1 rRNA gene is annotated in these 257 nt (G+C 45.5%); it reads right to left on the minus strand.

The window, feature by feature from the left end:
• Window positions 1-98 (minus strand): 16S ribosomal RNA (locus tag ACLHZ1_RS20820); the annotation flags it as partial.
• Window positions 99-257 lie beyond the last annotated feature (159 nt).

Genomic DNA, 257 nt, shown 5'->3' on the forward strand with positions numbered 1-257 from the left:
GGCAAAAGTAGCAAGCTACTTTCCCGCTGCCGCTCGACTTGCATGTGTTAGGCCTGCCGCCAGCGTTCAATCTGAGCCATGATCAAACTCTTCAATTTAAGTTTGGTTGCGTCGTTACCGGAGTAACTCGGCGGCTCAATGAATTGCTGAAATAAACTGTTCGACTTCTTATTGCTAAGAAATCGTCTTGGTCACTTCACCAGACATTGAAAATCAACAAAATTGTTTGATGTTCGATGCTGTGAGTGCCCACACAG

Source organism: Aeromonas sobria (assembly GCF_050266975.1).
GTDB classification, from domain to species: Bacteria; Pseudomonadota; Gammaproteobacteria; order Enterobacterales; family Aeromonadaceae; genus Aeromonas; species Aeromonas sobria_B.